This is a genomic window from Janthinobacterium breve (assembly GCF_051380895.1).
Lineage (GTDB): Bacteria > Pseudomonadota > Gammaproteobacteria > Burkholderiales > Burkholderiaceae_D > Janthinobacterium.
The window spans coordinates 141,920-168,047 of sequence record NZ_JBNYXY010000013.1 but is presented as its reverse complement, the minus strand read 5'-3'; the positions used below and the strand labels follow the sequence as shown (position 1 = coordinate 168,047).

Sequence of the window (26,128 nt, the reverse complement as noted above, 5' to 3'; positions counted from 1 at the left end):
AAGCCGATTATGCCGATACAGATACGCAAGCTCGATTCAAGCCAGGATGGTTTCCAACAATCGCTCGATACGCTGCTGGCGTTCGAGGCGGGCACCGATGCAGCGATTGAAACGTCGGTCGCGAAAATCCTGGCCGACGTGAAAACGCGCGGCGACGCCGCCGTACTGGAATACACCAACCGCTTCGACCGCATCCCGCATGGCGGCGCGGCGGAAATGGCGGCCTTTGATATTTCGCAAGCCGAATTGCAGGCGGCCCTGAACGGCTTGCCGTCGGCGCAGCGCGAAGCGCTGCAGATCGCCGCGCAGCGCATCCGCGCCTTCCACGAACGCCAGCGCGAAGAATTGCGCGGTTTTAGCTACACCGAGCCCGATGGCACGGTGCTGGGGCAGAAGATCACGCCGCTGGACCGCGTCGGCATCTATGTCCCGGGCGGCAAGGCTGCTTACCCGTCTTCCGTGCTGATGAACGCCATTCCCGCGCACGTGGCGGGCGTGGGCGAAATCATCATGGTGGTGCCGACGCCCGATGGCGTGAAAAACCAGATGGTGCTGGCCGCCGCCGCAATCGCCGGCGTGACGCGCGTGATCACCATCGGCGGCGCGCAAGCGGTCGGCGCGCTGGCCTACGGCACGCAGACGATTGCCGCCGTCGACAAGATCGTCGGCCCCGGCAACGCCTATGTCGCCGCCGCCAAGCGCCGCGTGTTCGGCATCGTCGGCATCGACATGATCGCCGGGCCATCCGAAATCCTGGTGCTGTGCGACGGCACGACGGACCCGGACTGGGTCGCGATGGACCTGTTTTCGCAGGCCGAGCACGACGAACTGGCGCAAGCGATCTTGCTGTGCCCCGATGCGGAATACATCGCCAAAGTCGAAGCGAGCATCGCCAAGTTGCTGCCGACGATGCCGCGCCAGGCCACCATCAGCACGTCGCTGCAGGACAGGGGCGCGCTGATCAAGGTGCGCAGCATGCAAGAGGCGTGTGAAATCGCCAATGCCATCGCCGCGGAACACCTGGAAATCTCGGCGGAAAACCCGCAGCAGTGGGCCGAACAGATACGCCACGCGGGCGCCATGTTCCTGGGGCGCTTTTCGTCCGAATCGCTGGGCGACTATTGCTGCGGCCCCAATCACGTGCTGCCCACCTCGCGCACGGCGCGCTTTTCGTCGCCGCTGGGCGTGTATGACTTCCAGAAGCGCTCGTCCATCATTCACGTCAGCGAAGCGGGCGCGCAAACCCTGGGCCGTGTCGCCGCCACCCTGGCGTACGGCGAAGGCTTGCAAGCCCACGCGCGCAGCGCCGAACTGCGTTTGAAGCCGCAGCCATGACGAATATGGCGGAGCGGCCGGACTGGGTCAACCGGGTCTATTGCGAGGACGCGCTGGCGGGGCTGGCGCGCATTCCCGATGGTTCCGTGGACCTGATCCTGACCGACCCGCCGTACAACCTGGGCAAGGATTACGGCAATGCCTCGGACCAGCAGTCCGTGGCCGACTACCTGCGCTGGACGGAAGCTTGGATTGATGCGGCGCTGCCCAAGCTGAAAGCCAATGGCAGCCTGTATATTTTTCTCACCTGGCGCTATTCGCCGGAGATCTTCGTCATGCTGAAACAGCGCATGGCGATGATGAATGAAATCATCTGGGACCGCCGCGTGCCATCCATGGGCGGCAGCGTGCGCAGCTTTTCATCGGTGCACGACACCATCGGCTTCTTCGTCAAGCGCAAGGATTACTACTTCGACCTTGATGCGGTGCGCATCGCCTACGACGCGGCGACCAAGAAAGCCCGTTCGCGCTCGATTTTCATCGGCGCCAAATGGCTGGAAGTGGGCTACAACCCGAAAGACTTGTGGAGCGTGTCGCGCCTGCACAAGGAACACCCGGAACGGGCCGACCACCCGACGCAAAAGCCGCTGGAAATCATCGAGCGCATGCTCAAGGCTTCCTGTCCGCCCGGCGGCGTAGTACTCGACCTGTTCATGGGCAGCGGCACCACGGCGCTGGCGGCGAAGCGCTGCGGGCGCGATTTCGTCGGTTTTGAACTCAATCCCGACTACTGCGCCATCATCGAACAGCGCCTGGCGGCACTGGCGCAGGAACTGGCCGCACCGGCGGCTCCCGCGGCGAAGGCCGCCAAGGCGGCCGTGAAGAAACCGGCGGCTGCCAAGAAGCCTGCAACGGCGAAAAAGCCGCCCGCCGTGAAAAAAGCGCCGGCCCGCAAGGCGCGCGGCGCCGCCGTGCCGGAAGACGTCGTCATTTAGTCTCCCTTTAATTCCATCAGGAGTGTTTGCAGCATGTCTTTCCTCGATCAGTTAATCAGCAACACCGTGCGGACCGATGTGCGGGCCGTCAAAAGCTACCAGGTAGCCGATGCCAGCGGTTACATCAAACTCGATGCGATGGAAAACCCGTATCCGCTGCCGCAGCATCTGCGCGAGGAACTGGGCACGCGCCTGGCCGGCGTGGCGCTGAACCGCTATCCGCCGTCCTACGCCAGCCTGCAGGCGGCCATCTGCGCCAAACTGGGCGTGCCAGACGGTTACGAGGTCATGCTGGGCAACGGTTCCGATGAACTGATCTCCATCCTGGCCATGGCTTGCGCCCACCAGGAGCCGGGCAAGCGCGCCGTGCTGCTGGCGCCCGTGCCAGCCTTCGTCATGTATGCCCGCTCGGCGCAGTTTGCCGGCATGGATTTCGTTGGCGTGCCGTTGAACCCGGACTTCAGCCTGGATATGCCGGCCATGCTGGCGGCCATCGAACAGCACCGCCCGGCGCTGGTGTTCCTCGCGTATCCGAACAACCCGACGGGCAACTTGTTTGCCAGCGCCGATATCGAACGCATCCTCGCCGCCCTCGGTGACACGGGCATCGCCGTCGTCGACGAAGCGTATGAGCCGTTCGCGCAGCACAGCTTCATGGGCCGCTTGCCCGAATTCGAGAACCTGGTAGTGATGCGCACCGTTTCGAAACTGGGCCTGGCCGGCATACGCCTCGGCTACATGTCGGCCGCGCCGGCCCTGCTGGCGCAGTTTGAAAAAGTGCGCCCGCCCTACAATGTGAATGTGCTGACGCAGGCGGCGGCCGAATTTGCGCTCGAACACCTCGACGTGTTGAATGCCCAGGCGGCCTTGCTCAACAGCGCGCGCGATGACCTGGCGCTGCGCCTGGCGGCGCTGCCTGGCGTGACGGTGTTTCCCTCGAAGGCAAATTTTCTTCTGATTCGTGTGGCTGATTCCGACGATGTTTGCGCAAAACTGCTTGCCCGCAGGGTTTTAATTAAAAATATGAGTAAAATGCATGCTGCGCTGGTCAATTGCCTGCGCATCAGCGTCAGCACCCCGGAAGAAAATTCCCTTTTTTACGATGCCTTCAAGGCATCCCTCGTTTAGCCTATCGCCAGAGCCTCCCATGAACCGCACCGCAGAAATCACGCGCAACACCAATGAGACGCAAGTTCGCGTCGCCCTCAACCTGGACGGCACGGGCCAGCAAAAGCTCAATACCGGCGTGCCCTTCCTCGACCATATGCTGGACCAGATCGCCCGTCACGGCTTGATCGACCTGGATATCGAAGCGACGGGCGACGTGCATATCGACAACCATCATACGGTGGAAGACGTGGGCATCACGCTGGGCATGGCCGTGGCCAAGGCCATCGGCGACAAGAAAGGTATCCGCCGCTACGGCCACGCGTATGTGCCGCTGGACGAGGCGCTGTCGCGCGTGGTGCTCGATTTCTCGGGCCGCCCGGGCATCGAATACCATATCCCGTTTACGCGCGCCATGATCGCCGGTTTCGACGTCGACCTGACGCTGGAATTTTTCCGCGGCTTCGTCAACCATGCGGGCGTGACCTTGCATATCGACAACTTGCGCGGCACGAACGCCCACCATCAGTGCGAAACCGTGTTCAAAGCCTTTGGCCGCGCGCTGCGCATGGCTGCCGAGCTCGACGAGCGCGCGGCCGGCATCATTCCATCGACCAAGGGCAGCCTGTAAGCGCTGGCCGGGATACACTGTCAATTCTGAGATTAAACACATGAATAAAATTGTGGTGGTGGATTACGGCATGGGCAACCTGCGCTCGGTGGCGCAAGCGCTGCGTGCCGTGGCGCCGGAAGCCGACGTGCGCATTTCCGGCCTCGCTGCCGATATCGACAGCGCCGACCGCATCGTCTTGCCGGGCCAGGGCGCCATGCCCGACTGCATGCGCAGCCTGCGCGAATCGGGCGTGCTCGAAGCGCTGCTGCGCGCCGCCGACAGCAAGCCCGTGCTGGGCGTGTGCATCGGCGAACAAATGCTGTTCGACGGCAGCGAAGAGGGCGATGCGGCCGGTTTGGGCTTGCTGCCAGGCAAGGTTGTGCGCTTCCAGCTCGACGGCCAGGTGCAGGAAGACGGCTCGCGCTTCAAGGTGCCGCAAATGGGCTGGAACCAAGTGCGGCAAACGGCGTCCCATGCGATGTGGGAGGGCATAGACGACAACGCGTATTTTTACTTTGTGCACAGCTATTTTGCTCAACCTCAAGAGGCGGCGCACACGGTGGGCGAGACTGTCTATGGTGCGCCGTTCGCGTGCGCCGTCGCGCGTGATAATATTTTCGCGACACAGTTTCACCCTGAAAAAAGTGCTGCCGCTGGCTTGCAGCTGTACAAGAACTTCGTTCACTGGCAACCCTGACGTACCTTTTGATGTACCTTCGTGGCCTTTCCGGCTTCGCTTCTCACTCACTCTGACACCACACTGACCATGCTGCTTATTCCCGCCATCGACCTGAAAGACGGTCACTGCGTACGCCTGAAACAAGGCGATATGGAACTTGCCACCGTATTTTCCGAAGACCCGGCCGAAATGGCTCGCCATTGGCTGATGCAAGGCGCGCGCCGGCTGCACCTGGTCGACCTGAACGGCGCCTTTGCCGGCAAGCCGAAGAACGAAGGCGCCGTGAAAGCCATCCTGAAGGCAGTGCAGGATTTCGCCTTGGAAAACGACATCGAGGAAATCCCCGTCCAACTGGGCGGCGGCATCCGTGACCTCGACACCATCGAGCGCTACCTCGACGCCGGCATCACCTACGTCATCATCGGAACGGCGGCCGTGAAAAGTCCCGGCTTCCTGCACGACGCCTGCGGCGCCTTCCCGGGTCACATCATCGTCGGCCTCGACGCCAAGGATGGCAAAGTAGCAACGGATGGCTGGAGCAAGATGTCGGGCCACGAAGTGATCGACCTGGCGAAAAAATTCGAAGCCTATGGCGTCGAATCGATTATCTACACGGACATCGGCCGTGACGGCATGATGGGCGGCATCAATATCGACGCCACCGTCAAGCTGGCGCAAGCGGTCAAGATCCCCGTCATCGCCTCGGGCGGCCTGCACAATATCGGCGACGTGGAAGCGCTGTGCGCGGTCCAGGCCGAAGGCATCGAAGGCGTGATCTGCGGCCGTTCCATCTATGAAGGCACGATCGACCTGGCGCAGGCGCAAGAACGCGCCGACGCGCTGACCGACGCCGCCGTTTAAGCCAGTCCGGCCGGGGCGTGCGCGTGCATGCCCGGGCCGGGCGACAATCTGGATACCATCATGCTTGCAAAACGTATCATCCCCTGCCTCGACGTGACCAATGGCCGCGTCGTCAAAGGCGTCAACTTCACGCAATTGCGCGACGCGGGCGATCCGGTGGAAATTGCCCGCCGTTATGACGAGCAGGGCGCCGACGAAATCACTTTCCTCGACATTACCGCGTCCAGCGACAACCGTGGCTTGATCTTCGACATCATCGAAGCGGTGGCGTCGCAAGTGTTCATTCCGCTGACCGTGGGCGGCGGCGTGCGCGTGGTGGAAGACGTGCGCCGGCTGCTCAACGCGGGCGCCGACAAGGTCAGCATCAACACCTCGGCCGTGACGAACCCGCAACTGGTGTTTGAGGCATCGCAAAAGCACGGCTCGCAATGCATCGTCGTCGCCATCGACGCCAAGCAGGTGTCGCCCGGCAAGTGGGAAGTGTTTACCCATGGCGGACGCACAGCCACCGGTCTGGACGCGTTTGAATGGGCGCGTAAAATGGAAAGCCTGGGCGCCGGCGAAATCTTGCTCACCAGCATGGACCGCGACGGCACCAAGGTCGGCTTCGACCTGGGCCTGACGCGCGGCGTGTCCGATGCCGTCAGCATTCCCGTGATCGCCTCGGGCGGCGTGGGCGGCTTGCAAGACCTGGTCGACGGCATCAAGGTGGGCCGCGCGGATGCCGTGCTGGCAGCCAGCATCTTCCACTATGGTCAGCACACGGTGCAGGAAGCCAAGCGTTTCATGGCGCAGCAGGGCATCCCCATGCGCCTGGCGTAAACAAAATAGTACCCAGGATACAGAACATGCAAAACGGAACCATCGTAGCAAGCAATGCCAAGTGGCTGAAAAAGGTCAAATGGGACGAGCACGGCCTGGTGCCCGTGATCGCGCAGGAAGCGGGCAGCAATGACGTGCTGATGTTCGCCTGGATGAACCGCGACGCGCTGGCGCGCACGGTGGAGCTGGGCGAAGCCGTATACTGGAGCCGTTCGCGCAAGAAACTCTGGCACAAGGGCGAAGAATCGGGCCACACGCAAAAGGTGCTGGAAATCCGCCTCGATTGCGATGAAGACGTGGTCTTGCTGAAAATCGAGCAAGCCGGCGGCATCGCCTGCCATACGGGCCGTCATTCGTGTTTCTTCCAGAAATTCGAAGGCGACGAAAAAACGGGCGAATGGCATATCACCGACCCCGTTCTGAAAGACCCTGATACGATTTACGCGGAAAGCAAGACCAAATGAGTGAAACCTTAAAGCGCCTGGCCGCCGTGATCGAATCGCGCAAGCCTGCCAACGGCGGCGACCCCGCCACCTCCTATGTCGCGCGCCTGTTTGCCAAGGGCGATGATGCCATTTTGAAAAAAATCGGCGAAGAAGCGACGGAAACGGTGATGGCCGCCAAGGATGCGCGCCGCGACAACGACCCATCGAAGGTCTTGTACGAATGCGCCGACCTGTGGTTTCACTCGCTGGTGATGCTGGCGCAGTTCGACCTGACGCCGCAGCAGGTGCTCGACGAGCTGGCGCGCCGCGAAGGCTTGTCCGGCCTGGAAGAAAAGGCGGCCCGCAAGGATGCGTTGCGCGACGCCGGCGAAACAGACAAACACTGACCTACTGGAGCATGCGTGGATAACTGTATTTTTTGCAAGATTGCTGCAAAACAAATTCCTTCTTCCATCGTGTATGAAGACGACGACTTGCTGGCCTTCAAGGACATCAACCCGGCCGCTCCCGTGCATTTGCTGCTGATTCCGAAGCGCCACGTGGCCAGCCTGTCCGACTGCGACGATAGCCATACGGAACTGCTGGGCAAGCTGTTGCGCCTGGCGCCGAAGCTCGCCGCCGAGTTCGGCTGCGCCGTCAGCTATGACGCCGATGGCACGCCTGCCGGCGGCTTCAAGACCATGATCAACAGCGGCCCGAATGGCGGGCAAGAGGTGTATCACCTGCACATGCATGTGTACGGCGGTCCCCGCCCCTGGCGTGGCCAGCACTGATTTCGCCGTGCGCCGGGTTCGCGTGTATACTATCGGCATTGGTTGACGCTATTCGGGCACCGTCCCGCAAGGAGAATGTGATGGGTTCATTGAGTATTTGGCACTGGCTGATCGTTCTGGTCATTGTGATGCTGGTCTTCGGCACCAAGAAACTGGGCAATATCGGCGGTGATATCGGCAAAGCCGTCAAAGGCTTCAAGGATGGCGTCAAGGGCGATGATGATGCCCCGGCAGCCGGCACCCCTCCTGCTGCGCCATCGCAAGTGGCCGACAAAAGCACCATCGACGTCGAGACGAAAGAGAAAAGCAAGTTCTGATAGCGTGGCGGGGCGCTTGCCTCGTCCGGTAACAGCCCTTGTCCGCTTATGATCGATCTCGGTCTCTCTAAAATCGCCATCATCGGCGTGGTTGCGTTGATAGTCATCGGCCCTGAAAAGTTGCCGAGAGTAGCACGCATGGCCGGCACCCTGTATGGCCGCGCGCAACGCTACCTGAACCAGGTGAAATCCGAAGTCTCGCGCGAAATTGAACTGGAAGAGCTGAAAAACCTGCAGAAGGAAGTGCAGGATGCGGCCCATTCCGTCAAGCAAAGCGTGGAGAAATCCATGCATGGCGTGGAAAACTCGATCTCCGGCAACCTGGCCGAAGTGGAAAACGCCTGGCGCGGCGATTCCAGCTCGTATGAGGGGCACCACGATGCCCATGAAGCCATGTTGCGCGCCACCAATGATGACCTGGCCCGCAAGGCGCGCGAATTTCGCCGCAAGAAGCTGGTGCGCAATTCCGCCATCCCTGGCTGGTACAAGCAGCGCCATGGCGGCAAGCAGCACGTGCAGTCGGCGGCTGCCCGCGTGGCGCGTTTCCGTCCGCGCGCCAGTTCCTCCTCCTTTTACTCATGAGTAGCAAAGCCCCGGTGGAAGAAACCTTTATCTCGCATCTGGTCGAGCTGCGCAACCGTCTGGTCAAGGCCTCGATCGGTATCGCCGTCGTCTGCGCCGTGCTGTTTTACTGGCCCGGCCCTTCGCATATCTACGATTTTATTGCCGCACCGATGATCGCCTCGCTGCCGGCCGGCTCGAAAATGATCGCCACGGGCGTGATTTCACCGTTCCTGGTGCCGATGAAAGTGACCCTGGTGATCGCCTTCATCGTTGCCTTGCCCTGGGTGCTGTACCAGATGTGGGCCTTCATCGCGCCCGGCCTGTACGCGCATGAAAAACGTCTGATCGCGCCGCTGGTCATCTCCTCGTCCCTGCTGTTCATCGCCGGCGTGGCCTTCTGCTACTTCTTTGTCTTTGGCCGCGTGTTCCACTTCATCAGCGACTTTTCGCCATCGTCGATTGCCGTCACGCCCGATATCGAAAACTATCTTGATTTCGTCATGTCGATGTGCCTGGCCTTTGGCGCCACGTTCGAGGTGCCCGTGGTGGTGGTGATCCTGGTGCGCATGGGCCTGGTCAGCATCGCGAAACTCAAGGAAATACGCCCCTACATCATCGTCGGCGCCTTCGTGATTGCCGCCATCGTCACGCCGCCGGATGTGGTTAGCCAGTTCTCGCTGGCCATCCCCATGTGCCTGCTGTTCGAACTGGGCCTGCTGGTGGCGCCCATCTTCGTCAAGGCCACCCAGGCGCCGGAAGAAGCGTCCTAGACGCAAGCAAGATATTGCAAGCACGCTAAGCACGATAAGCAGGCAAAAGCCGCTGACCTCCGTCGGGAGCAGCGGCTTTTTCATTGCGCAGGCGCTTGGTGAGTACTTGCTGCATGCGCTACCCTTGTTGCACGGGCGCGCCTGCCTTCCCATCAGCTTAATGGACAGGACAGCCGGTAGTTTGCGGCGGCGCAAACGGATGCAAAAAGGGCGCCGCAGCGCCCTTTGCAAGCGGATGGCGAGCGCCGCTTAATTCATCAATTCCTTGATGACTTTCACGGGGGCGCTGCCGTAGCTGAGGAATTGCTCATGGAAATCCTTCAGCACGAATTTGTTGCCCAGCGCTTGCTTGCGTTGTTCGCGCAAGTCCATGATTTCGCTGTAGCCGCTGAAATAGCTGGTCAGTTGCACCGAGCTCAGCTGCACGCGGCGCCATTTCTCTGTTGCTTCACGCTTGGTCTGGAAGGCCTGGCGCGTCAGCAGGTCGAGTGCCTGCTCTTGCGTCATGCCCAGCACGTGCACACTGTAGTCGAGGATGGTGTTGGTGACGCTGCGCAAGTTCCACTTCGAATACATCAGCCACATTTCCGGTGCATTGTTGCCATAGCCCGATTCAAGCATCATGCGTTCGCCATACACGGCCCAGCCTTCGATCATGGCGCCGTTGCCGAAGATGGACTTGACCAACGACGGTGACTTGTTGGCATACACGAGCTGCGTGTAATGGCCGGGGATGGCTTCGTGGATGTTCAGGATCTGCAAGATCCAGTGGTTGTATTCGCGCAAGCTGCTTTCCGCCTGTTCCGGCGTTTCGCCGTCGAGTGGCGTCACGTTGTAATAGGTACGGTCTTGCGGACGGTAGGGACCGGGCGCTTCGATGCTGGCGCCCGCCACGCCGCGCTGGTAAGCGGGCGTTTCACGCACCACCAGGGGCTTTTTCGGGTCCATCGTCAGCAGGTTGTGGCTGGTCACCCAGTCCTGCAATTCCGGGATCTGGCGGCGGATTTCCGGTACGAAATCGGCAGCGGCCACGTGATTGCTGGACAGCTTGTCGATCACCATGCCGATCTTCGCCGTGCGGTCTGCCGGCTTGGCCGTGGCGCCCATGGTTTTCACCCACAGCTCGTCGGACAGGCTATCCATGTGTTCGAGCAACTTTTCGCGCGCGGCCAGGGCTTTCTGGTACATCTGCTCGGCGCTCACGCTGGCCTGGATATCGTAGGCAAATTTCTGTTCATACAAATCCTTGCCGATGCGGAAGGAGCGCGCATTGCCGTTCTGCGCCAGCGCTGCATCCTGTTCCGTCAGCCAGGCGGCATAGCCTTGCACGGCCGTGCGGGCCGCAGCGATGCGGGCGTTGTACAGCTGTTTCTCGAGCGGCGTCAGGATGGATGCCTGTGCCGTCTTGTTCAGGTCGTCAAGCACGCTGAGTACGCCGGCGCTCTGGGCGATAGCCAACTGCGTGTGTTCGCGCGTGGGGTTGACGATGCTGGCGCGCGCGGCCGCATAGTATTGGGGCACGGTGGCGATGCGCTTGAGCAAGGTGCGCAGGCGCTGCGGCTGCGCCGCGTATTCCGTGTTCAGGATGAAGTCGATGGAACCGGCCACGTTGTACTGGGCCGGATTCCATTCGAATTCGCGGAAGGTAGTCAGATACCAGCGGTCCGATTGCAGTTTATTCGTCAGCAAGGCCAGGTCGGTGCGTTGCTTGTCCGACATTTTGCTCGCATTCAGCTTGCCGAACTTGCCCAGCCATTCTTCGATGAAGGCCAGTTGCTTCTGGCGGCTGGCCGCGTCGGGGATGCTCAGGTTGGCGGCGCCATCGTACTTGCCGACCGAAATCGCGCTTTCCGGGTCCAGGCGCCACAGGGCCGTCAGGAATTGGCCGCTCAGATTATTCATGGAGCGGTCGCTGCTGTTCTCGCTGGCGACGGCGGCGACCGTGGCTGCCGTGGCGGCGCTGGCGACGGCCGCTTTCTTGACGCCGGTTTTCTTCTTGCTGCTGCTGGTACTGGCCTTGCCGTTTTTCTGCGGCTTCTTGGCGGCGCTGGCCGGTGTCAGGGTAAAGGCCATCATCAATGCGGCGAGCGCAACTTTATTTTTTATCAGCATAGTTCATCTCTTGAATATTTTGCTGTTTGTTCTAATCAGAAAATAATAAACTGATAATATAAGTAACAAACAACTATTGAAAGGTTGGCTTTGCTTGCCAGGGCGGCCAAAGATTAGCATTAATTGCCGCGCTTGCGCAGCTTTTTGCCTGTCTGCCTATCCCATTAGACGACGACGGCGCTGCCTTGCAGCATCTCTTGATGGCGTGCATTCAGGGTCGCCACGGCATCCTTGCCGCGCGCCATGCCGGTGGCGTGGATTTCGATGTCTTGCGTGTAACGCTGGCTGACGCGCACCGTGTAAGACTGGAACAGCCAGCTCCAGAAATTCGTTTCATAGACGGCTTCATCCATGTCGCGCCATTTGACACCCATGAGTTTCTTTTTCCACGGCAAGATGCCGGATGCCAGCCAGACGCCTGCCTCGTCGTAGTACAGCTGATAGCTGCGGATGGTCAGCAGGCGGTAGCCGACGATCAGGGCCGAGCCGATCAGCACCACGAAGGCGGCGCGCGCGTTGTACTTGAAGGCCAGCGGCAGGGCGGCAAAAAACAGCAGCACGGCAATGACGAACGTGCTGACGTAGGCCGTCCAGGATTTGCCGCACAAAAAGGTGGCGCGCTGGCCGGCGGTGGTGGCGATAAAGTCGGTCATGGGGCAAGAAAGAAGAACGGAAAAACGATCATCGCATGGAACGGGGCTTCCCGTTTATTTTTTCAATCTCATTGCTTCAACCCCTCCTGCAGCATGCCCAGCATGTCGTTGGCCGACATGCGCGCAGCCGCATCGCTGCCTTCCAGCAAGCTGTCGGCCAGGTCGCGCTTGTGCTGGTGCAATTCGACGATGCCTTCTTCGATCGTGTGCCTGGCCACCAGCCGGTAAATGGTGACGGGGCGCAATTGCCCCATGCGGTGGGCGCGGTCCGAGGCCTGGTCTTCCACAGCAGGGTTCCACCACGGGTCCATGTGGATCACGTAATCGGCCGCCGTCAGGTTGATGCCCATGCCGCCCGCCTTCAGGCTGATGAGGAAAACATCGCCTTCGCCCGCCTGAAAGGCGTCCACGCGGCGCTTGCGCTCCTGCATGAGCGTGCTGCCGTCGAGATACTGATAGCTGACGCCATGCTGCTCCAGGTGTTGGCGGATCAGGGTCAGATGGTCGACGAACTGGCTGAAGACGAGCACCTTGTGGCGGTTTTCCAGCAAGCCCGACAGCAACTGCGCGAAGGCCGCCAGCTTGCTGCTGGCCAGGCCCAGTTCCGGCGCCACCAGCTGCGGATTGCAGCAGGCGCGGCGCAGCTTCATGATCTCGGCCAGGATCTGGATGGCTTTCTTGGACGCCGGCCCTTCCACCATGGCCAGCTTTTCCAGCGCTTCGCGGCGCAACGATTCGTACAGCGCCGTTTCCTGCGGCGACAGTTCCACTTCCAGCACGATTTCCGTGCGCGACGGCAATTCCGACAGCACTTGCGTCTTGGTGCGGCGCAGGATGAATGGCGCGATCAGTCGGCGCAGCCGCAAGCGCGCGCCGGCCGCCGCCCGCTTGTCCTGATCTTTCTCAATGGGCCCGGCGAAGCGCAAGTTAAACTGGTCGAGGGTGCCCAGCAAACCGGGATTGATGAAGCGGAACAGATTCCACAATTCGCCCAAATGGTTTTCCAGTGGCGTGCCGCTGGCCACCATGCGGAAATCCCCTTGCAGCGCCATCACGGCTTGCGAGCGCTTGGTGGCGCCATTTTTGATGGCCTGTGCTTCGTCGAGCACGATCGTATGCCAGCGCACGCCGGCAAACAGGGCGGCTTCCTGCTGCAGCAAGCCGTAGCTGGCCACCACCACGTCGAACGGCTGCAATGTTTCCAGCATGTCGGCCCGGTCGCCGCTGCCGAACAGTTTGATGTTCAAGGTGGGCGCGAAGCGTTGCGCTTCGCTGATCCAGTTCATGCAGACGGACGTGGGGGCCACGACCAGGGTGGGGCCGTTGGGCGCGCGCGCCAGGATCAGGGCCAGCGCTTGTAAGGTCTTGCCGAGTCCCATGTCGTCGGCCAGGCAGGCGCCCACGCCCCAGTGCGCCAAGCGCGCCAGCCATTCAAAGCCGGCCAGCTGGTAGTCGCGCAGGTTCGCTTGCAGGGTGCTGGGCAGCTGCGGTTGATAATCGTCGAGGGCGCGCAGGCGCAGCAAGTGTTCGCGCCACAACTTGTCGGCTTTCACGCCGCCCGCATCGCTGGCCAGCTCTTCCAGCGCGAAGGCGGCCAGCGGGTGGATGTGCACGCCGTCGGCATGCGCTTCGCCGTACGCGGCCAGCTCGGACAGGCGGCGGTGCAATTCGTCGCTCAATGCCAGGAACTGGTTGTCGCCCAGGGCCACGAAGCGGCTTTTATTGTTCTGCATCAAATCGAGCAGGGCGCGCAAATCCATCACCTTGTCTTCATCGATCTGCACGTCGCCGCTGGCGGCAAACCAGTCTTTTTCGCTCTTGATATTCAATCGCATCTGGCCGCTGTCGATGCGTTTCGACACGCGCATGGTCTCGCCTTCGGGCCAGGCCAGCACCATGCCGTTTGGCTCAAGCGCTTGCAGCTCGACCAGCAATTGCAGGCCCAGGGCAGGCTGGCCCAGCAGCCACTCGCCATGCTCCTCTTCCGCCTCTTCCAGTACCAGGCAACGACCTATGAGTTGGCGCTGCGCTTCGCGCTCCCCGTTCAGGTCGCGCCGCGCTTGCACGGCCCGGCCCGCCACGTCGGCAAATACGCTTTCGGCGCCGCTGCCGGGCGCGTAATAGGCGCCATTATCGAGCAAGGGGCGTACTAAAATCTGCATTTTCAAGCCCTGTTGATAGGGCAGCAGGTGCACGTGCAGGCGGTGGTCGGCCGTGATCGCTTCCGCGTCGCCGGTACCGCCGCCGATGTCCGATTGCACGGTGACCATCGAGGAGATGGCGCCGATCGCCTGCATCACCTGTTTTTCCGCATGCAGGGGCACGGACAGGCCCAGGCCCACGATGGCGCCGATGCGCCGGTGCTCGTCGAGGATGTGCACCACGCGCAAGCGCGTCGGCGTTTCCCTCTGCACCACGACGTTGCTGCCGTTGTCGGGCAGGGGCGGCTGCATGCCCAGCCACAGCTGGCCCTCGTGCGACTTGATCAGCAGTTCGGGCGCGCCGGCAATCAGTTCCACGCGCGTGTCGGGATGGTCGAGCCAGAAGACGAGCGGGTGGCCCACCAGCAAGATGGCGGCCTTGTCCAGCTCGACTTCATAGCGCGGTGCCGACGAATAATACTGTTTGAACGGCGCGATGCTGCCCGCCGCGCGGGCATCCTGCGGCGTGAGGAAATCGATGTCGCCCGCCTCTTCGGCCAGGCGTTTCAAGCCCATGGCGCGGCCCTTGCTCCAGCCGCCGCGCGCGTCGCGCTTCTGTTCGCGCACTTCCACGGCCGTCAGGCCAAAGCGCGGGTCGAATGCCACCAGCCACACCAGGCGCGAGACGCTGCCCAGTGCTTCGGCGGGTGCGCTCTGCTGCAGGTTGATGAGGGCGCTCAACTGGCGCTGCCACGCTTCCTGGCGCTCGAACCACGGCGCCATGTCCGTCAAGCCGTGTTGCGCCCGCTTGCCCGTCGCATAGCGTTCCTGCTGCGGCTCGCCCATCAAGCCCAGCAAGCCGGCCGCCTGCGCCGCGATCAAATCGTAGCCGGCGGCGTCGGCTTGCTGCACCAGCAAGCGCAGCTGGTCCTTGCGTTCGCTCAATTGCGGTAGCGCCAGCCAGTAGTACAGCAAGGCCTGGAACAGCTGCGCCTGCAGTCCCGTTTCCCAGCTGCGTGTGGGGATGCTTTCCGCCGGCTGCACCCCGGCGCGCACCAGGCGCAAGGTGTTGAGCTGCTGGTAGACGATGCTGTCGTGGTTCGGCTGCGCGTGCAGCGCGATATCGAGGTAGGCCTCTGCGTTTTTCAGCAACTTGGCGTCGTTGCCGCGCAGCAGGGCCAGCACGTACAGGTGGCCGCCGATGCCCGTAAAGCACAGCTTGCGCTTGCCCGCCTCCTTGCGCAGTCCTTTCAGGGCCGTTTCAAAGCCCGCCACGGCGTGCGCATGTTCGCCGCACAACAGGGCGATGCTGCTGTCGACAAACAGCGCCTGCGGCCCCTGCTGGCCTGCCAGGTAACGCGCGGCCACGTCGAGTTCGCCGCACAGCAGGGCATCTTCTGCCAGGGCCAGGGGCAGGGCGGCGCCGATATGGTCGCCGGCCGCCGCCTGGCGCGCATAATGGGCGCGCGCGTAGGTGCGGATGGCGTGCGCCGTGGCCGGCTCGCGGGGGGCATTGCCCAACAGCACGGCGAGGATGTCATCCTGCAGTTGCGGCATGACGAAAGACAACATTTCCGGCTCAAACGGGCGGCCGAAAATCTCGATCAGCGGATGCAGCTGCTGCGCTTCATAGCAAGCCATGCAGGCGGCCAGGATGGCGGCCACGTGGCGTACCTCGTCATTGCGCAGCAGGGCGATGCGCAAGCGTGCCACGCCTTGCCGGTAGCTGCGCAATTCCACATAGCCATCCCAGTTGCGGCGCACAGGGTTGATCAGCTCGATGGCCTGGCACAGGTCGCGAAACACCAGGTGCTCGATGGCCGCGCGCATGGCGGGCCAGCGCAGCTTCGCTTCGCAGGCAAAGCCCCGTCCCACCACTTCGGACGCCAGCGCGTGCCGCGTCAAATGTTGCAGCATGCCCGTGACTGTGAGCAAGGCAAACGGCGTGCCGTCCGGCTCGACGACATTGGCGCGCTGCAAGTGTTCATACACGGCGTGCTTGCCCACCGGTTCGCCCGCGATGGCCAGCAAGGCCAGGATCATCTGTTCGTGCTGCTCCAGGGCGGCGAATTCGTCCAGCAGGAGCTGGTCTGAATGCGGGTCTGTCATGCGGGCAAATTGGCGATATGCACGGGCGGTTCGCCGGCCGCCACGGGCAGGCCGAACACGCGCTGGTAGAAATACAGTTCCGCCTCCAGCGTGCGCACGATGTTTTCCGCCTTGCGGAAGCCGTGGCCTTCGCCTTCCAGTGGCACATACGCGACGGGCACGCCGCGCGCCTGCAGGGCGTCGACCATCAATTGCGACTGCTGCGGCGGCACGACCTTGTCATCGAGGCCCTGGAAGAAGATCATCGGGCGCGACAGTTTATCCGTGTGGTGGATGGGCGAGCGTGCGCGGTACAGGGCTTCGGCTTGCGGCTGCGAGGCGATAAGATAGTCGTTGTAGTGCGATTCGAATTTGTGCGAATCGAGGTCCAGGCCTTTCAGGTCGGATACGCCGTAGTAACTGGCGCCGGCCTTGAAGACGTCGTGGAAGGTCAGGGCGCACAGGGTCGTCAGGCCGCCCGCGCTGCCGCCGCGGATGATCAGGCGCTCGGGGTCGGCCAGGCCGTTGGCCGCCAGGTAGCGCGCGCCGTCGATGCAGTCTTCCACGTCGACGATGCCCCATTGCCCGCGCAGCGCGTCGCGGTATTCGCGGCCGAAGCCGCTGCTGCCGCCATAGTTGACGTCGAGCACGCCGATGCCGCGGCTGGTCCAGTACTGCGTCGCCAGTTTCAAGGTATTGCTGGCCATGCTGGTGGGGCCGCCGTGGCTGATGACTATGACGGGCGGCAATGTTCCTGCCGGCGCCTGCACGTCGCCGTTGGTGGGCGCATAAAAGAAGGCGTAGGCCGTGCGGCCATTGCTGCTAGGAAAGCTCAAGCTGCGCGGCACGGACAGGTATGCAAGCGCGGGCAAGTGGGCTATCGACTGCGCCAGCACTTCCAGCTCATGATTCGACAGGTCGATGCGCGCCAGTTCCAGCGCGATGGTTGGGCTACCACCGAGCAGCGCGACGAAGCCCGGGCCCACGCGCAGTTCGCGGATTTCCTGGTACGGGTGGGGAATCGGCTCCAGCTTGGCCTCGGCCACGTTCAATTGCGCCAGGTAGCTGACGCCGGCCTGGATATACGTGCAGACGATCTCGTCGTCGGAAAGAAAACCGTACATGCTGGCGCCGAAGGTCCAGTGCGGCGTGGCAAATTCCGCCTCCATCGGGCACAGCGCCTCGATGTCGGCGCCGTGCAGACGGTACAGATTCCACCAGCCGCTGCTGTCGGAAACGAAGTGCAGCAAGCCGTTCGGCGACCATTCCGGTTGGCAGATTGACTCGCGCGCACCGCCGGCGATCAGGCGTGGCGAACCCAGGCTGCCATCCGCGTGCACGTCGGCCAGCCACAGTTCCGTGCCTTGCCACGGCAGGCGCGGGTGGTCCCAGCTGATCCAGGCCAGCTGCTTGCCGTCCGGCGACAAGCGCGGCGCGGCATAAAAATCGTGGCCCCTCGCCAGCACCGTGTCGCGCCCGTCGAAGCCGACGGCGGCCAGGCAGTTTTCCGGATGCGCGTGGCCTTCTGCCGGATGCTGCTCGCGCACGGCGATCAGGCGGGAACGGGCCGCATCGATGACGAAGTCTGCGTGGCGCGTGTTGCCGCCTGTGGTGAAGGCTTCCGGCGCGCCGTCGCCAGCCACGCGGTACAGGCAATTGTCGGCGAAATGCGAAAAATACACGGTATCGCCGTCGACGGCATACGCGCCGCCGCCGTATTCATGCACGCGGGTGCGAACATTGAAGGGTGCCGGCGTCAATTCATCGACCCGCGCGCCCCGTTGGCGCAGCAGGGTATTGCGGCCCGCCTCGCTGGCGCGTCCGGCCAGCCAGAGCACATCGGTCCCATCCGCACCGCCCAGGGCCAGCTGCGTCAGCGGCGAGGCGCCAGCGGCGACGATGGCCGCGCTGATCGGCGATGGCCAAATGCCATAAGGGGTGCTGGATGCTGTCGAGGTCATGCGGGCTCCGTGTCGTGGTGGGAAGAGGGGCCTCCAGGCGGCGTCAGGCAGCGCGGCGGCGTGCATCATCATAATGGAAGGGCCGGCACAACGAAAGTCATCGCTGTGCGTGGCAAATGCGGCAAAGTGGCACTGGAATCAATGAAATGGCAGCGATTGGATGCGATAATACCGCTTCTCCAAGCTCGATTGCCTGCCATGCCACAATTTGCTCCGCTCCAGAATGACACTTTCCTGCGCGCCTTGTTGCGCCAGCCGACCGAGCACACTCCCGTCTGGCTGATGCGCCAGGCGGGCCGCTACCTGCCCGAATACCGCGCCACGCGCGAGCGGGCCGGCTCCTTCCTGGGCCTGGCAAAGAATCCCGATTACGCGACCGAAGTGACCTTGCAGCCTCTGGAACGCTTTCCGCTCGACGCGGCCATCCTGTTTTCCGACATCCTGACGGTGCCTGACGCCATGGGCCTGGGCCTGTATTTCGCCGATGGCGAAGGGCCGAAGTTTGAGCGTCCGCTGCGCACGGAGCAGGACGTGAAGGCTTTGCAAGTGCCGGACCTGGAATCGCTAGACTACGTTTTCAAGGCCGTCACGCAAATCCGCACGGAACTCAATGGCCGCGTGCCGCTGATCGGTTTTTCCGGCAGCCCGTGGACCCTGGCGTGCTACATGGTGGAAGGCAGCGGCTCGAAAGAGTTCCATACCATCAAGAAGATGCTGTACAAGCGCCCTGACCTGATGCACCACATCCTGGCGATCAACGCCACCTCCGTGGCGCAGTACCTGAATGCGCAAATCGATGCCGGCGCGCAAGCCGTGATGATTTTCGATTCCTGGGGCGGTGCGCTGGCCGATGGCGCCTACCAGGAATTTTCGCTGGCTTACATGCAGCAAGTGGTGGCGCAGCTGAAACGCGACAAGGATGGCGTGAAAATCCCCGCCATCGTGTTTACCAAGGGCGGCGGCCAGTGGATCGAGCAGATCGCCGACATCGGCGCCGATGCCGTGGGCCTGGACTGGACCGTCAACCTGACGCGCGCGCGCCAGCTGGTGGGACATAAAGTGGGCTTGCAGGGCAACCTCGACCCCGCCATCCTGTTCGCCAGCCCCGAGCAGATCCGCGCCGAAGTGGCCAAAGTGCTCAACGCCTTTGGCCCGCCGTCGGCAGGCACGGGCCACGTATTCAACCTGGGCCATGGCATTTCCCAGTTCACGCCGCCGGAGTCGGTGGAAGCCATGGTGGAAGCCGTGCACAGCATGAGCCGCGCCATGCGCAGCGGCCAGTAAGCAAGTACCGCTTCCCCTGGCGCAGGGCGTACAAGGCAGGCTTTCCAGCGGAAGCCTGCCTTTTTCTTTGCTGCACGCTAGCAAGAAAATACCGACTTATGCACAATTTTTTTTGCTGCGGAAATAAGAGGCAGTCGAAAACCCATGCCCGGGGAGACTCTGCAAGTGCTTGATTATTAAGAAATAAAAAATGCATTGTCCGGCGCACTTTATTGCAATTGATAAGGTTATTCTTCCGGTTGCCAGCCTTATTCCTTCATTGTCCACAAAGTTATCAACAGATTCTGTGGATAAAATTGAAAAGTAATTTGTTAACCGATACTTAGCGCAGATGTTCAGGTTTTACCTGAAGTGCATGTTGCAGCGCATGATAATTGCACAATGTTTCGCCGCACGGTTGGCAAAAACGAACGCTTGCCCGGCAATTGTCAACTTTGCCTCATGCGGCAGGCATTTTTCCGGATTGCGTGCATCAAAACGGTGCTTATTTGTGTACAAAAAAATGAGAAATGGTTCAGTTATGCACAGCGGCAGAAATCACCCACGGATTTATCGCCTCCCGGGCATCAATTTTTAAGTCATTGATTTTAAATAGTTAATTTTTCTTGCGTGTCCCTCTTGACGGCGATCAAAATCTTCTATCCACATTTTTCTGAAAGTTAATTTTGCTTTGTCCACAAAGTTATCCACAGAATTTTCTTCAGGCAGCATGCCACGCGGTGGCGTCCGCCGTTAGGCGTTTGAGGGACGAAACAAGTATCATGGCCCGCTGGCTTGATGCCTGACATCCCGCCGCGCCCTCTACCCTGCGGCGCGCTTTTTTATTGAGATAGGCCACCCCCATGTCGCAGTGCATTTTGACGTCGTGCATCCTGAAAATCGCGCTCGACACGCCCTTGAACGCCCTGTTCGACTACCGCTGGAACGCGGCAGCAGAGCCCGATGCGGACGCCGGGGCGGACGTCGCCATATCACTGCCGCAAGTGGGACAGCTGGCGCTGGTGCCGTTCGGCCGGCGCGAAGTGATGGGGCTGATCGTCGGCGTGTCCGACAGCACCGATGTGCCTGCCACGAAATTGAAGGATGTGCTGGCCGTGCGCAGCCAGCTGGCACCGTTGTCGGAACAGTGGCTGGCGCTGGCCGCCTTTGCCGCCGATTACTACCAGCGTCCGCTGGGCGAGGTGGCCTTGCCGGGCTTGCCGAAGAATTTGCGCGTGCTCACCACCGTAGCGCTGGACCGCGCCATCAAGAAGCTGGCCAAGCTGGCCGACGCGCACGATGGCACGCCGCTGAACATGCCGGCACTCAATGCCGCCCAGCAAGAGGCGGCGGACGCCATCGGCGGCGCCCGGGGTTTCAAGCCGACCCTGCTGTACGGCGTGACGGGCAGCGGCAAGACGGAAGTGTATTTGCAAGCCTGCGCCCAGGTGCTGGCGCGCGACGAGGCGGCGCAAATCCTGATCCTGGTGCCGGAAATCAATTTGACGCCCCAGCTGGAAGGCAATATCCGTGCGCGCTTTCCCGGCGTCATGCTGGCCACCCTGCACAGCAGCCTGTCCGAAGGCGAGCGCATGCTGCACTGGCTGGCCGCCCACCAGGGCCAGGCGCGCATCGTGCTCGGCACGCGGCTGGCCATCCTGGCGTCGCTGCCCAAGCTCAAGCTGATCGTCATCGACGAGGAACACGATCCTTCCTACAAGCAGCAGGAAGGCTTGCGCTATTCGGCGCGCGACCTGGCCGTGTGGCGCGCCTGGCAATTGCAGATACCCATCGTGCTGGGCTCGGCCACGCCCTCGCTGGAAAGCTGGCACCACGCGCAGACGGGACGCTACCGCAAACTGGAATTGCGCGAACGGGCCGTCAAGAATGCAGTGTTGCCGCGCGTCAAGATCCTCGACATGGAGCGCGACAAGCCGAAAGATGGCCTGACTTCGCATTTGATAGCCGCATTAAAACTGCGCATGGAGCGCGGCGAACAGTCGCTGCTGTTCCTGAACCGGCGCGGCTATTCCCCCGTTATCTGTTGCGAATCGTGCGGCTGGATCAGCAATTGCACGCGCTGCACCTCGTTCATGGTGCTGCACAAGCCCGAACACCGGCTGCGCTGCCACCATTGCAGCCTGGAATTGCGCATCCCCCGCCATTGCCCCACCTGCGGCAACGTCGATTTGCAGCCGCTGGGACGCGGCACGCAGCGCGTGGAAGAGGGTTTGCAGCAATTGTTTCCAGAGGCGCGTATCTTGCGCATCGACGCCGATTCCACGCGCAAGAAAGGTAGCGCACAGGAAGCGTTCGACACCGTGCACCGGGGCGAAGTGGATATTCTGATCGGCACGCAGATGGTGGCCAAGGGCCACGATTTCAAAAAGCTGACCCTGGTGGGCATTTTGAATCCGGATACGGCCCTGTTTTCGCAGGATTACCGGGCCAGCGAACGGCTGTTTGCCCAGTTGATGCAGGTGGCGGGCCGGGCCGGGCGGGCCGCGCAGACGGAAGGGGGCAGCGTCAGTGAGGTGCTGATCCAGACGCGCTATGCGCGCCATCCGCTGTACGACGCCGTCGTCAACCACGATTACGACCATTTCGCCACCACCTTGCTGGAAGAGCGGGCGCAGGCGGCGCTGCCGCCGTATCTGTTCCAGGCCCTGCTGCGCGCCGAGGCGCCCGAGCTGGCCACGGCCATCGAGTTCCTGCAGGCGGCCAAGGAGTGCATGGCGCACCCGCAAGTGACCATCAATGACCCGATTCCCATGAGCATGACGCGCGTGTACAACGTGGATCGCGCCCAGCTGCTGCTCGAATCCCCCTCGCGGCCCGCGCTGCAGGCGTTCCTGAAAGAATGGCTGACTGAGTTGCGTGCCATGAAGTCGCGCGTGAAATGGTCGCTGGAAGTGGACCCGCTGGATATCTGATTAATTCAGGTAGTCGCGCGCCGACTTGACGATCTGCTCGGACAGCAGCTTGGTAAACGGCGTGTCCAGGGTCCAGGCATGCCAGCTCAGCGGTACGTCCAGGGTGTTGCCCGGCATCAGATCCACGAGACGCTCTGTTGCCAGCGCTGGCGCGGCCAGGCGCTGCGGCATCAGGCCGTAGGCCAGGCCATCCTGGACGCAGGCGCGGCGCGCCGCTTCCACCGGCAGGGTGTGGTGTGGAAATGGTTCACGCATACTCAATTGTTCCGCGAGGAAACGTGCCAGCAAGCCGTGCTGGCCCACTACGGCGGGCGCCAGTTGCACCGCCTCGTCACTGAAACCATCGCCGAACCAGTGGCCCGCAAACACGGGCGTGGCCACGCAGACATAGCGCAAGGTGCCCAGCGGCGTGACGCTGGTGGCCGCCGCCGCGTCCAGCGCTGTGCCTGACTCTGCGGCCACGCAGCCAAACACGGAGCCGTCGCGCACCATCTGCAAGGCGCCGTCGCTGTCGGCCAGGCGCACGTCGAGCTGGCAGCGCGGCGGCGCCAGCAGGGCGGACAAGGTGTCGGGGAACCAGGTGGCCAGGCTGTCGGCATCGATGGCGATGGCGATTTCCGGCATGCTGACGCTGTTGCCCAGGTCGATGTCGAGCGAGGCTTCCATCAGCTTGACGTTGCGGTGATGCACGATCAGACGCTGGCCCAGTCCCGTCGGCACGGCTGGCTGGCCACGGATGATCAGCAGGCGCCCGCTGGCGTCTTCCAGCGCCTTGATGCGTTGCGAGACGGCCGACTGGGTGATGCCCAGGGCCAGGGCGGCCTTGTCGAAACTGCCATGGCTGGCCACGGCGTCCAGCACGGCCAGCGCGCGATAATCGAGTGATCCCATTAGCTCAGCTTATAAATTTTGAAAATGATTAGTTATACTAATGCATATATTGCTGCAAAGTAAAACCTTATTTTCGCCAAGCGGGTAGTATCGAACGCTGTGAGCAACCTCAGTGGGATGGACCGCACGATGAAGACGATACAAGTGGATGTGGCCGTAATTGGCAGTGGCACGGCCGGCATGACGGCCCACAGGGCGGCGCGCATGGAAGGCAAGCGCGTGCTGATGATCGAAAGCGGGCCGTACGGCACGACGTGCGCGCGTGTGGGCTGCATGCCCAGCAAACTCTTGATTGCGGCCGCCGAGGCGGCTCATGCGGTGGCTAGCGCGCCCGGCTTCGGCGTGCATGCCGGTCCCGCGCGCATCGACGGCCGGCAAGTGATGAGCAGGGTGCGCAGCGAGCGCGACCGCTTTGTCGGCTTCGTGCTCGACGGCGTCAACGCCATCCCCGACGAGGAAAAACTGCGCGGCCACGCGCGCTTCATCGGGCCCGGCAAGCTGCAGGTGGATGAGCACACCATCGTCGAGGCCACCAGCGTGGTGATCGCCACCGGTTCCACGCCCATCGTGCCGCCCGAGTGGCAGGCGGCGGGCGAGCGCGTCATCACCAGCGACGCCGTGTTCGAATGGACGGACTTGCCAAGCTCCGTGGCCGTGGTCGGCAGCGGCGTCATCGGCCTGGAGCTGGGCCAGGCGCTGGCGCGGCTGGGCGTGCGCGTAACCCTGTTTGCGCGCGGCAACAAAGTCGCGCAACTGTCGGACCCGCTAGTGCTGCGCGAGGCGGGCGCCGTACTGGCGCGCGAACTCGACATCCGCTTCCAGACCAGCGTGGCGCACGTGGCGAAAAGCCCGGATGGCAGCGGCATCGCGCTGACCAGCCGTGACGGTGCGGGCGAGGAAAAAACCGAGCAATTCGAGTATCTGCTGGCCGCCATCGGCCGCGCACCGAACGTGGACAAGATCGGCCTGGAAACGGCGCAAATCGAACTCGACCGCCACGGCATTCCCCTGCATGACCCGCACACCATGCAGTGCGGCAAGAGCGCCATCTTCATCGCGGGCGACGCCGACAATGCATTACCCCTGCTGCCCGAGGCAGCCGACGAGGGCCGCATCGCGGGCGATAACGCGGCGCGCTTTCCTGACGTCAAACCGGGCTTGCGCCGCACGCCGTTGACGATCGCCTTCACGGAGCCGCAGATCGCCACCCTGGGCGCCACCTACCAGCAATTGTGCGTGAGCCACGCGGGCCGCTTTGCCGTGGGCGCCGTGTCGTTCGGCAACCAGGGCCGCAGCCGCGTGATGCTGCAAAACCAGGGCTTGCTGCGCGTGTATGCGGAATTTGGCAGCAAGCGTTTTCTCGGCGCCGAGCTGATCGGCCCAAGGGCGGAACACCTGGGCCATTTGCTGGCCTGGGCGTGCCAGGCCCAGCTGACGGTGCCGGCCATGCTCGACATGCCGTTCTATCACCCCGTTATCGAGGAAGGCGTGCGCACGGCCTTGCGCGAGCTGGCGCTGCACCTGGAAAAAGACCCGGAACACGCGCCCGGCTGCGCCGATTGCTCGCCTGGCGTCTGATGCAATTTTTATATTTAAACAATTTTGTAGACAAGCGCACATGATTGCGCGATCATCGCTGCCACATTGGAATATTGATTAAAAGCAAAAAACATTTCAAATGGTTCATGCCCACGATCACCCGATGGTAAAAAGGGTGGCGGCTAGCGATGACGGAGACGATGTGAAAATTCGGCGCATTTACGCGGGAGAACTCGCCCTGGGCGTGGCCCTGCCCTGGGACGTGCACGGCGAGACGGGCGGCTTGCTGGCCAGGCTGGGCCATGTCATCAGCAGCGAGAACCAGATCGAATTGCTGCTGGCGCGCGGCGTCATCGCCGATACCAGTGCCGACCTGCCGCGCACGGCCACGGAAGCGCCGTCGGCCCTGCGCATGCTGAACCTCGTCACGGCGGGCCTGGCCCTCGTCTTGCCGGCGATTGCCGCCAGGCAGGCGGGCAGCCACGCATCGCTGGCGGCGCTGGCGCAACTGGTGGAAGAGGCGGTGGTACTGGACGCCGACGTGGCGCTGGCCTGCATCCTGCACAACCAGGGCGCGGGCGACTTTGCCGTGCGCCACAGCGTCGACACGGCCGTCATCACGGCCCTGCTGGCGCGCGCCCTGAAGCTCGATGATGGCGTCGTGCGCAGCGTGGTACTGGCCGCGCTGAGCATGAATGTGGGCATGCTGGAACGCCATGCGGATTTCCAGCACAAGGCGGGGCCGCTGGACGCGGATGAGCGCGCCTATTTGCGCGCCCATCCGCAAGCGGGCGTCGACTTGCTGCGCGCGGCCGGCGCTACGGATGGCGTCTGGCTGCAAGCCGTGCTGCAGCACCATGAAAATATCGATGGCAGCGGCTATCCGCTGGGCACGCAAGGCGAGGCGATCGGCATCGGCGCGCGCCTGATCATGCTGGCCGACCGCTATTGCGCGCGCGTGTCGAAGCGCAGCTACCGCCAGCCCCTGCTGCCGAATGTGGCCCTGCGCGACATGCTGATGGCCGACAAGGCCACCCTGGATGCGCCGCTGGCCTCGCTGCTGGTGCGCGAGCTGGGCATCTACCCCGTCGGCACCTTCGTCAAACTGTTGAATGGCGAAATCGGCGTCGTCACGCGCAAGGGTTTGAATGCCACCACGCCTCACGTGCAGTCGCTGATCGGCCCGCGTGGCGCGCGCCTGGACGTGCCGCTGCGCCGCGATACGCGCGTGGATTTGCACGCCATCCGCGAAGTGCTCAGCGCGGAGCAGGCGGGGCTGCAGTTTCGCCCCGACCAGTTGTGGGGCCGCAGCGCGAGACTTTAAT

General features: G+C 62.5%; 23 protein-coding genes. 17 read left to right on the top strand and 6 right to left on the bottom strand.

Annotated elements, in window-relative coordinates:
- Positions 1–9 precede the first annotated feature (9 nt).
- The 13 genes from hisD (at position 10) to tatC (ending at position 9,222) form a co-directional block, all read left to right on the top strand.
- Positions 10–1,335, top strand: a complete 1,326-nt coding sequence (hisD, locus tag ACQ4W0_RS25535) for a histidinol dehydrogenase (RefSeq protein ID WP_436579297.1) — start codon at positions 10–12, stop codon at positions 1,333–1,335.
- On the top strand, positions 1,332–2,270 hold the full coding sequence (locus ACQ4W0_RS25530) for a DNA-methyltransferase (RefSeq protein ID WP_436579296.1): 939 nt from the start codon (positions 1,332–1,334) through the stop codon (positions 2,268–2,270). Before hisD ends, ACQ4W0_RS25530 begins: the two co-directional genes overlap by 4 nt.
- 33 nt (positions 2,271–2,303) lie before the next feature.
- Positions 2,304–3,398, top strand: coding sequence for a histidinol-phosphate transaminase (gene hisC / locus ACQ4W0_RS25525; RefSeq protein ID WP_436579295.1), 1,095 nt, complete (start codon positions 2,304–2,306; stop codon positions 3,396–3,398).
- 19 nt (positions 3,399–3,417) lie between these two features.
- Positions 3,418–4,008 carry an imidazoleglycerol-phosphate dehydratase HisB gene (hisB, locus tag ACQ4W0_RS25520; protein ID WP_010402123.1) on the top strand — a complete coding sequence of 197 codons (591 nt, stop codon included), beginning with the start codon at positions 3,418–3,420 and terminating at the stop codon, positions 4,006–4,008.
- Between the two features lie 40 nt (positions 4,009–4,048).
- The gene (hisH, locus tag ACQ4W0_RS25515; protein WP_436579294.1) at positions 4,049–4,687 is read left to right on the top strand and encodes an imidazole glycerol phosphate synthase subunit HisH; all 639 of its coding nucleotides are present in this window, start codon (positions 4,049–4,051) and stop codon (positions 4,685–4,687) included.
- A 69-nt stretch (positions 4,688–4,756) separates the two neighbouring features.
- Positions 4,757–5,530 carry a 1-(5-phosphoribosyl)-5-[(5-phosphoribosylamino)methylideneamino]imidazole-4-carboxamide isomerase gene (hisA, locus tag ACQ4W0_RS25510; RefSeq protein ID WP_436579293.1) on the top strand — a complete coding sequence of 258 codons (774 nt, stop codon included), beginning with the start codon at positions 4,757–4,759 and terminating at the stop codon, positions 5,528–5,530.
- A 60-nt stretch (positions 5,531–5,590) separates the two neighbouring features.
- Positions 5,591–6,352, top strand: a complete 762-nt coding sequence (gene hisF, locus ACQ4W0_RS25505) for an imidazole glycerol phosphate synthase subunit HisF (RefSeq protein WP_436551127.1) — start codon at positions 5,591–5,593, stop codon at positions 6,350–6,352.
- A gap of 26 nt (positions 6,353–6,378) precedes the next feature.
- Positions 6,379–6,816 carry a phosphoribosyl-AMP cyclohydrolase gene (gene hisI, locus ACQ4W0_RS25500; RefSeq protein WP_436579292.1) on the top strand — a complete coding sequence of 146 codons (438 nt, stop codon included), beginning with the start codon at positions 6,379–6,381 and terminating at the stop codon, positions 6,814–6,816.
- Positions 6,813–7,184 carry a phosphoribosyl-ATP diphosphatase gene (locus tag ACQ4W0_RS25495; protein WP_436506340.1) on the top strand — a complete coding sequence of 124 codons (372 nt, stop codon included), beginning with the start codon at positions 6,813–6,815 and terminating at the stop codon, positions 7,182–7,184. The genes hisI and ACQ4W0_RS25495 overlap by 4 nt, the downstream gene beginning before the upstream one ends.
- A gap of 15 nt (positions 7,185–7,199) precedes the next feature.
- Positions 7,200–7,571, top strand: coding sequence for a histidine triad nucleotide-binding protein (locus tag ACQ4W0_RS25490; protein WP_436579291.1), 372 nt, complete (start codon positions 7,200–7,202; stop codon positions 7,569–7,571).
- Positions 7,572–7,651: 80 nt separating this feature from the next.
- Positions 7,652–7,888, top strand: coding sequence for a Sec-independent protein translocase subunit TatA (tatA, locus tag ACQ4W0_RS25485; RefSeq protein ID WP_436579290.1), 237 nt, complete (start codon positions 7,652–7,654; stop codon positions 7,886–7,888).
- 48 nt (positions 7,889–7,936) lie between these two features.
- Positions 7,937–8,470, top strand: coding sequence for a Sec-independent protein translocase protein TatB (gene tatB / locus ACQ4W0_RS25480; RefSeq protein WP_436579289.1), 534 nt, complete (start codon positions 7,937–7,939; stop codon positions 8,468–8,470).
- Positions 8,467–9,222 carry a twin-arginine translocase subunit TatC gene (gene tatC, locus ACQ4W0_RS25475; protein WP_436579288.1) on the top strand — a complete coding sequence of 252 codons (756 nt, stop codon included), beginning with the start codon at positions 8,467–8,469 and terminating at the stop codon, positions 9,220–9,222. Before tatB ends, tatC begins: the two co-directional genes overlap by 4 nt.
- A 249-nt stretch (positions 9,223–9,471) precedes the next feature.
- Here tatC and ACQ4W0_RS25470 read toward each other — a convergent pair whose 3' ends face one another.
- From ACQ4W0_RS25470 to ACQ4W0_RS25455, 4 genes are all read right to left on the bottom strand, one after another.
- On the bottom strand, positions 9,472–11,331 hold the full coding sequence (locus ACQ4W0_RS25470) for a DUF885 domain-containing protein (RefSeq protein ID WP_436579340.1): 1,860 nt from the start codon (positions 11,329–11,331) through the stop codon (positions 9,472–9,474).
- 167 nt (positions 11,332–11,498) lie between these two features.
- Positions 11,499–11,987: a hypothetical protein gene (locus ACQ4W0_RS25465; protein ID WP_436579287.1), complete on the bottom strand. Its 489-nt coding sequence runs from the start codon at positions 11,985–11,987 to the stop codon at positions 11,499–11,501.
- A 68-nt stretch (positions 11,988–12,055) separates the two neighbouring features.
- On the bottom strand, positions 12,056–16,237 hold the full coding sequence (locus ACQ4W0_RS25460; RefSeq protein WP_436579286.1) for a DEAD/DEAH box helicase: 4,182 nt from the start codon (positions 16,235–16,237) through the stop codon (positions 12,056–12,058).
- Complete coding sequence (locus ACQ4W0_RS25455; protein ID WP_436579285.1) at positions 16,234–18,177, bottom strand: dipeptidyl-peptidase 5; 1,944 nt, start codon at positions 18,175–18,177, stop codon at positions 16,234–16,236. Before ACQ4W0_RS25455 ends, ACQ4W0_RS25460 begins: the two co-directional genes overlap by 4 nt.
- Before the next feature lie 198 nt (positions 18,178–18,375).
- On the opposite strand from ACQ4W0_RS25455, the gene hemE reads away from it, so the two are divergent.
- Positions 18,376–19,461 carry a uroporphyrinogen decarboxylase gene (gene hemE, locus ACQ4W0_RS25450; protein ID WP_436579284.1) on the top strand — a complete coding sequence of 362 codons (1,086 nt, stop codon included), beginning with the start codon at positions 18,376–18,378 and terminating at the stop codon, positions 19,459–19,461.
- A 573-nt stretch (positions 19,462–20,034) separates the two neighbouring features.
- Here hemE and ACQ4W0_RS25445 read toward each other — a convergent pair.
- Positions 20,035–20,172 (bottom strand): hypothetical protein, encoded by a 138-nt coding sequence (locus ACQ4W0_RS25445; RefSeq protein WP_436579283.1) that lies wholly within the window; start codon positions 20,170–20,172, stop codon positions 20,035–20,037.
- Between the two features lie 131 nt (positions 20,173–20,303).
- Here ACQ4W0_RS25445 and ACQ4W0_RS25440 point away from each other — a divergent pair, with 131 nt between their 5' ends.
- Positions 20,304–22,373, top strand: a complete 2,070-nt coding sequence (locus ACQ4W0_RS25440; RefSeq protein ID WP_436579282.1) for a primosomal protein N' — start codon at positions 20,304–20,306, stop codon at positions 22,371–22,373.
- On the opposite strand, the gene ACQ4W0_RS25435 is transcribed toward ACQ4W0_RS25440, so the two are convergent.
- Complete coding sequence (locus ACQ4W0_RS25435) at positions 22,374–23,264, bottom strand: ArgP/LysG family DNA-binding transcriptional regulator (RefSeq protein ID WP_436579281.1); 891 nt, start codon at positions 23,262–23,264, stop codon at positions 22,374–22,376.
- A 129-nt stretch (positions 23,265–23,393) separates the two neighbouring features.
- Here ACQ4W0_RS25435 and ACQ4W0_RS25430 point away from each other — a divergent pair, with 129 nt between their 5' ends.
- Both ACQ4W0_RS25430 and ACQ4W0_RS25425 read left to right on the top strand, forming a co-directional pair.
- Entirely contained in the window at positions 23,394–24,842 is a 1,449-nt protein-coding gene (locus ACQ4W0_RS25430) for a dihydrolipoyl dehydrogenase (RefSeq protein ID WP_436579280.1), read from the top strand.
- A 163-nt stretch (positions 24,843–25,005) separates the two neighbouring features.
- A complete protein-coding gene (locus ACQ4W0_RS25425; protein ID WP_436579279.1) occupies positions 25,006–26,127 on the top strand; it encodes an HD-GYP domain-containing protein in 1,122 nt (373 codons plus the stop codon).
- Position 26,128: the final 1 nt, after the last annotated feature.